The sequence below is a fragment of the Streptomyces sp. NPDC051214 genome, from assembly GCF_040682375.1.
GTDB lineage: Bacteria > Actinomycetota > Actinomycetes > Streptomycetales > Streptomycetaceae > Streptomyces.
In genome coordinates this window covers 816,057-822,952 of sequence record NZ_JBFBAT010000002.1, presented here as the reverse complement: position 1 = coordinate 822,952, position 6,896 = coordinate 816,057, and the positions used below count along the sequence as shown (strand labels likewise).

At 71.7% G+C, this 6,896-nt stretch carries 6 protein-coding genes; 1 reads left to right on the top strand and 5 read right to left on the bottom strand.

The features are described from left to right. Window positions 1–104 precede the first annotated feature (104 nt). From AB0M70_RS08100 to AB0M70_RS08085, 4 genes are all read right to left on the bottom strand, one after another. Complete coding sequence (locus tag AB0M70_RS08100) at window positions 105–1,337, bottom strand: bifunctional RNase H/acid phosphatase (RefSeq protein WP_365817522.1); 1,233 nt, start codon at window positions 1,335–1,337, stop codon at window positions 105–107. 12 nt (window positions 1,338–1,349) lie between these two features. Next, window positions 1,350–2,093: a C4-type zinc ribbon domain-containing protein gene (locus AB0M70_RS08095; RefSeq protein ID WP_365817620.1), complete on the bottom strand. Its 744-nt coding sequence runs from the start codon at window positions 2,091–2,093 to the stop codon at window positions 1,350–1,352. Next, window positions 2,090–2,941: a Nif3-like dinuclear metal center hexameric protein gene (locus AB0M70_RS08090; protein ID WP_363208434.1), complete on the bottom strand. Its 852-nt coding sequence runs from the start codon at window positions 2,939–2,941 to the stop codon at window positions 2,090–2,092. The genes AB0M70_RS08095 and AB0M70_RS08090 overlap by 4 nt, the downstream gene beginning before the upstream one ends. Before the next feature lie 122 nt (window positions 2,942–3,063). Continuing rightward, complete coding sequence (locus AB0M70_RS08085) at window positions 3,064–4,164, bottom strand: iron-siderophore ABC transporter substrate-binding protein (protein ID WP_365817520.1); 1,101 nt, start codon at window positions 4,162–4,164, stop codon at window positions 3,064–3,066. A 215-nt stretch (window positions 4,165–4,379) separates the two neighbouring features. Here AB0M70_RS08085 and AB0M70_RS08080 point away from each other — a divergent pair, with 215 nt between their 5' ends. Further along, on the top strand, window positions 4,380–5,507 hold the full coding sequence (locus AB0M70_RS08080; RefSeq protein WP_365817518.1) for a hypothetical protein: 1,128 nt from the start codon (window positions 4,380–4,382) through the stop codon (window positions 5,505–5,507). Window positions 5,508–5,942: 435 nt separating this feature from the next. Here AB0M70_RS08080 and AB0M70_RS08075 read toward each other — a convergent pair whose 3' ends face one another. Beyond that, entirely contained in the window at window positions 5,943–6,896 is a 954-nt protein-coding gene (locus tag AB0M70_RS08075) for a 3-oxoacyl-ACP reductase (protein ID WP_365817516.1), read from the bottom strand.

The window sequence follows — 6,896 nt, the reverse complement described above, 5'->3', positions numbered from 1 at the left end:
GAGAAGCGTCGAGCTCGCCGCGTGACCCCAGCAATACCGAACCACCCCAAACCCGACAGGGGTGCCTTGACGAACGACATAGAGGCACCCCCCCGCCCGAGGGCCTAACGCAAGTGTGACGTGTCGTTCAGGAGGCGTACCGAGGCGTTGCCGTCGGCGTAGTACGCCACCGCTGAGACCGACGCCGCCGAGAGTTCCATGCGGAACAGGGACTCCGGTGGGGCGCCCAGGGCCAGGCGGATCAGGGTTTTGATTGGCGTCACGTGCGTGACCAGGAGGACCGTGCGGCCGGCGTACTCCGCCGTCAGGCGATCCCGCGCCGCCGAGACCCTCTCCGCCACCGCCGCGAAGGACTCGCCCCCCGGAGGCGCCGCCTCCGGAGACGCCAGCCAAGCGTTCAGCTCCTCCGGCTGACGCGAACGCACCTCGCCGAACGTGAGGCCCTCCCAGGAACCGAAGTCCGTCTCCCTCAGACCGTCGTCGACCCGTACGTCGAGGCCCAGGCGGGCGGCGACCGCCCGCGCCGTCTCCTGGCACCGCTTCAGCGGCGAGGACACGATCGCCTGGATCGTGCCCCGCGCCGCGAACGCCGCCGCCGCGCGCTCGGCCTGCTCCCGGCCCACCTCGGAGAGGGCGGGGTCGGAGCCGCCGCTCCCGGAGAAGCGTTTCTGGGGCGTCAGCGCGGTCTCCCCGTGCCGCAGGAGGACGAAGGTCGCGGGGGCGCCAAGGTCAGCGGGCGCCGCCCAGCCGACCGGCGGAGCCTGCGGGGCCTGCGGGGCCTGGGGGGCCTGCGGGGCCTGGGGCGACGGCTCAGCCGGGGGTACCTGCTGAGCCCGCGCCGCGACATTGCGCGCCGCCCCCGCATCCAGCTCCGCCGTCGAATCCGACGCCGACCACCGCTCGCCCCGCTTGCCCGCGTCCATCGCCTCGTTGGCCAGCCGGTCCGCGTGCTTGTTCTGCGCGCGCGGGATCCACTCGTACGTCACCTGGGCGGGCGGGAAGATCCGCGCCGCCTCGGCGGCGAGCGGCTTCATGTCCGGGTGCTTGATCTTCCAGCGGCCCGACATCTGCTCGACGACGAGCTTGGAGTCCATCCGGACGCGGATCGAGGCGGTCGGGTCAAGGTCGTGTGCCGCCTTGAGGCCGGCCACAAGACCCTTGTACTCGGCCACGTTGTTCGTCGCGACGCCGATGTACTCGGCGGCCTCCGCCAGGGTCTCCCCCGTGGCCGCGTCGATGACGACCGAGCCGTAACCCGCGGGCCCCGGGTTGCCCCGCGACCCGCCGTCGGCCTCGACGATCAGTTCCCGGACAGCCTCTCGGACAGACTCCCGCACGGCCACCGTCCCCTACAGACCCGACTCGGACGTACGGACCAGGATGCGGCTGCAGTTCTCGCAGCGCACGACCGTGTCGGGAGACGCCGCCTTCACCTCGTTGACCCCGGTGATGTCCAGCTCGATGCGGCAGCCCTCGCAGCGCCGCTGGTAGAGCTTGGCCGCGCCGACGCCGCCCTCCTTGGCACGCAGCTTGTCGTAGAGCTTGAGCAGGTCGGCGGGGACCGAACCGGCCACGACCTCGCGCTCCTTGGTGACCGTGGCGACCTCGCCGTCGATCTCCTCGAACGCCGCGTCACGGCGTGCCGTCGCGTCGTCGATCTTCGCCTGGACCGAGGAGACACGTTCCGCCAGCTCGGAGACCCGCTCCTGGGCGGACTCACGGCGCTCCATGACCTCGAGGACGACGTCCTCCAGGTCACCCTGGCGCTTGGCGAGCGAGGCGATCTCGCGCTGGAGGTTCTCCAGGTCCTTGGGGGACGTCACGGCACCCGAGTCCAGGCGCTGCTGGTCACGGTTGGCGCGCTGGCGCACCTGGTCGACGTCCTGCTCCGCCTTGGTCTGCTCGCGGGCGCAGTCGCTCTCCTCGGTCGTCGAGGCGACGTGCAGATCGCGCAGCTGCGCGATGTCCTTGTTCAGCGACTCGATCTCGGCGTGCTCGGGCAGGGACTTCTTCCGGTGCGCCAGCTGCTGGAGGCGTACGTCGAGTGCCTGGACGTCGAGGAGTCGGATCTGGTCGGCGGGCGCGGCGTTCAGTTGGGGGCTCCTGTGGTGTGGGTATTCGAGGCCGCGTGGGCGGTCCAGGGGTCGGTGACCGTCTTGGAGACGTGGACGCGAAGTCCCCATCCGTGACGGTCGGAGATCTGATCGAGCTGCGTCGCCGCCAGTTCGCACCACGGCCACTCGGTGGCCCAGTGCGCGGCGTCGAGCAGCGCGAGCGGAGTCTGTGCGCGGGCCTCCGACACCGGGTGGTGGCGCAGGTCCGCGGTGAGGAAGGCGTCCACGCCGGACGCGCGTACGTCGTCGAAGAGGCTGTCGCCGGAGCCGCCGCTGACCGCGAGGGTGCGGACGAGCTGCTCCGGGTCGCCCGCGACGCGGATGCCCTGCGCGGTGGCGGGCAGGCGCTCGGCGGCGCGGTCGGCGAGTTCGCGGAGCGTCAGGGGGTGTTCGAGCTCGCAGATCCGGCCGAGGCCGCGGCGGCCGTGCGCATCCGCCGGGTCGGGTACGAGGGGACGGACGATCCGGAGGTCGAGCGCGCCCGCGAGGGCGTCGGAGACACCGGGGTCGGCACGGTCCGCGTTCGTGTGCGCGACGTGCAGCGCCACGTCGTTCTTGATGAGGTCGTGGACGACGCGGCCCTTGAAGGTGGCCGCCGAGACGGTCGTCGTGCCGCGCAGATAGAGCGGGTGGTGCGTGACCAGGAGCTGGGCGCCCAGCTTCACCGCTTCGTCGACGATCTCCTGGACGGGGTCGACGGCGAACAGGACCCGGGAGACCTCCGCGTCGGGGTCTCCGCAGACCGTGCCGACCGCATCCCAGCTCTCGGCCAGTTCGGCGGGCCACAGGGCGTCGAGGGCGGCGATGACTTCAGACAGACGGGGCACGGAGAAAGGCTACCTTCCCGCCGCTCCCGGCATGGCGTGCGTTACGCACCGCTACGGCCTGCTACTGAGCGCCCCGCGGCGAAGCCACACATGGATACGGCCCCGCCGCGGCTTACGGGGTGCTACTTGACGAGGTTGTCCCTGAGGTCCCCCAGGACCTCGTTCGCCGCGGTCACGCCGAGACCCAGGTACCACGTCTCGTCCGGGACGTTCTTGGCCTGGCCTGCCTTGACCGCGTCCAGCTTCTTCCACAGGGGGTTCTTCTCGGCCTCGGAGCGGCCCGTCTTCTTCGGGTCGCCGTAGACGCCGGTGAAGATCCAGTCCGCGTCGGCCTCGTCGATCTTCTCGGTGCTGATCTCCGTGGCGAGGTCGTTGACCTGCTGGTTCTTGGGGCGGGGCAGGCCGGTGTCGGCGAGGATCGTGCCGATGAAGGACGCCTTCGCGTAGAGGCGTACGCGGTCCGGCATGTACCGGAGCATCGTGATCGTCGGCTTGTCGTCGCCGAGGTCCCGGCCCAGGGACCTCGCCTTCTCCTCGTACGCGGCCAGCTCCGTCTTCGCCTTGGCGGTCTTGTCGAGCGCGGCCGCGTTCAGGAGGTAGTTCTCCTTCCACGTGAAGCCGGGGCGGATGGAGAAGACCGTCGGGGCGATCTTGGAGAGCTGTGGATAGAGCTTGGCGGCGCGCAGTTCGCTGCCGAGGATCAGGTCCGGCTCGAGGTTGGCGATCGCCTCCAGGTTGAGGGCGTTGATCGTGCCCACGTCCTTGGGGTCACCCGCGTCCTTCTTCAGGTAGCCGGGGATGCCGTCGTCGCCCTCGGTGGGGGCGTAGCCGACGGGCTTCACGCCGAGCGAGACGACGTTGTCGAGCTCGCCGACGTCCAGGACCACGACCCGCTTGGGCTGCGCCTTCAGCTCGGTCTTGCCGCGGGCGTGCGTGATGGTGCGCGGGAACGCGCCCGGCTTCGCCGTCGTGCCCATTTTCGCGGTCTGCTCGGCGGCCTTGGAGAAGTCCTCGCCTCCCTGGGCGACGGCCTTGCTGCCGGTGCCGTCGCCGGACTTGCCGGAGTCGTCGCCGGACCCGCAGGCCGCGAGGGAGAGCGCGCCGGCCACGGCGAGGGCGAGGGCGGCCGTGCCCCGGTGGCGGCGGGGTCGTACGGACGGTGAGGACGCGGGCCGTGAGGACGCGGACCGTGAGGACGGTGAGAACGGTGCAAGCGGTGCCATCGGTGCTCCAGCTCCAGGGGGTGTGCTGCTGCCGCTTCCGCAGGCCCGCAATCACTTAGGTGGGCCTTACCTTAAGCGCGCCCTCCTCACCCAGCACAACCACCCCCGCCCCCTCAGGCGAATCCGTACACCGCCACCCTTCTGTGTGAAACGGGCGTCCACAGGTGCCACGGCAGCGCGTACGAAAACTAGCTTCGTGGCCCGGAGGTTCCCCCATGACAGCGCCCACCCTTGAGCCCGAGCCCATGACCGCGCCGACGTCTCCCCCGGCCCCCGCCGCGCCCCCCGCGCCCCCCGCGCCCCCCGCGCCCCCGGTGATCACCGCCGACGGCGCCTACGCCGCCCGTCTCGCCCTCGACGGCGGTTCCTGGTTCCCCGAGCGCTGGACCCTCGACTCCCCGGAGCCGTACGCGGTGCCGCTGCCCGGCCATCAGCCCGAGGAGCCCGGCACCGAGGTGCTCCCGATGGCCGACGGCCGGGTCCTGATCCACCGCATCGTCGACGGCCGGCACGCCTTCGCGCTCCTGTACCCGACGGGCCCGGAGACCGGCGAGATCCCGCTCGGCGCCGTGGAGTGCGGCGCGTCCCGGCTGACGCTGCTGCCGCCCTCACCGGCGGCCGGTCACGCGTACGCGCTCGCGGTGGGCGCGGGGTCGACCGCCCTGTGGCTGGTGGCGGGCGGCGCCTTCGGTCCCGAGCACGTCGCGGAGATCCCCGGGCACTGTTCGGGCGGGGTCTGGCTGGACGGGGAAGGCCGGATGCTGGCCCTGGACCGGGAGTCGGGCGGCCGGGTCAAGACGGTGGCGGTGGACCTGGAGCGGGGCGGCGAGGTGTCGCCCCTCCTTCAGATCGCCGACGAGAGCGACGACCGGCTGCTGCTCGCGGACCCCGACAGCGGGCTGCTCCTGATCCGCTCGGACGCGCCGGGCCACGACAGGCTCGGCTGGGGGGTGCTCGGCGGCACGCGCCCGGTGCGTTTCCCCGAGTGCCTGCGCCTGCCCGATCTCGCGGTGACGCCGTTCGCCATACAGCCCGGTCAGACGCTGATGCCGGAGAGCTGTGCGGTGGCGTTGCGGATCGACGGGGCGGCGGGGAGCTGGCTCGGCCTGTGGCGACCCGCCGAGCGTCGTCTGCATCAACTGGCCGCGCCCGAAGGGTGGTTGGCCGGTTCGGGGTGGTGGACGCGGGAGGGTGCGCTGCGTCTTCCGTATGTGACGGAGGCGGTTCCGTGCGGGGTCGCGGAGCTGGAACCTCCCGCTCCGGCCGCCCCGCCCGCGGCGGTTGCCGCGCGGCCCGTTCCGTTGCAGCAGGCGCCTCTCAACGGGCGCGCGGGGGTTGGTTAGACTCACCCGGCTGCACCGAACGATCTTCTTTACAGAGTCACAGCTTTTACGGGGTGAATGTGTTGACCAGAACCGAGATACGTACGGAATCCGAGCGGAATCCCGAGCCGCGGGAGGCGGCGGGTACCTCCGGTGCCGGCAGGCATCGGGGGCCTGTGGCCGAGTGTGACACTCCCGCGGTGACGCCGCGGGGCCGGCATCGTCGGCAGGGCGACGAGAACTGACTCTTTCCCCAACCCCGCCCCTTCCCGGCTGTGACATTTGCGGCTCCGCCGCGGGCCGCTCGGCGCGGGGGCCTTGTCCTCAAACGCCGGACGGGCTGAAAATCCAGCCCGTCCGGCGTTTGAGGACGAACTCGGCGGAGCCGGTGATTGACGGCAACCAAGGCCCCCGCGCCAGAGCGGGTTTTCGGGAAGGGGCGGGGTTGGGGACGAATCAGCCCCGCTTCAGCCCCAGCACCTCCGACGCCGCGAACGTCTCCCCGGAGGGCCTGCCCGCGTAGTAGGGCGACAGGGCCTCGTCCAGTTCCTCGTACGTGAAGACGTCCTTCGCCGTGTCGAACTTCGCCGCCACCTTGGGGCGCTCGACCACCGCCACCATTCCGCCGTGCACCACGAGCAGTTGGCCGTTGACCCCGGCCGCGGCCGGTGACGCCAAGTAGCCGACCAGGGGCGCCACATGCTCGGGGGCGAGCGGGTCCAGCTCGCCCGCGCCCGGCTCCTGGTAGCCCGCGAAGACGTCCTCCGTCATCCGGGTCCGCGCCCGGGGGCAGATGACGTTCGCCGTCACGCCGTACTTGCCGAGCGCCAGCGCGCTCGACGTCGTCAGGCCGACGATGCCGCCCTTGGCCGCCGCGTAGTTCGGCTGGCCCGCCGAACCCGCGAGGAACGCCTCGGACGAGGTGTTGACGATCCGGCCGTAGACAGGACCGCCCGCCGCCTTGGACCGCTCGCGCCAGTGCACGGACGCGAAGTGGGACGTGTTGAAGTGGCCCTTGAGGTGGACGTGGATGACCGAGTCCCACTCGCTCTCGCTCATCGAGAAGATCATCCGGTCCCGCAGGATGCCCGCGTTGTTCACCAGGATGTCGAGCTTGCCGTACGTGTCGATCGCCAACTGGACGAGCCCGCGCGCCTGTTCGTGGTCCGCGACATCACCCAGGTGCGCGACCGCCTGCCCGCCCGCCGCGCGGATCTCGGCGGCGACCTCCTCGGCGGGCGTCGCGGACGCCTCGCCCGAGCCGTCACGGCCCGTCTTTCCGAAGTCGTTGACGACGACGCTCGCGCCGAGCCGCGCGAGTTCGAGGGCCTCCGCACGGCCGAGGCCGCGGCCCGCGCCCGTCACGATCGCGGCCAAACCGTCCAGTGGCCGTGGCAATGGCTGTGCCAT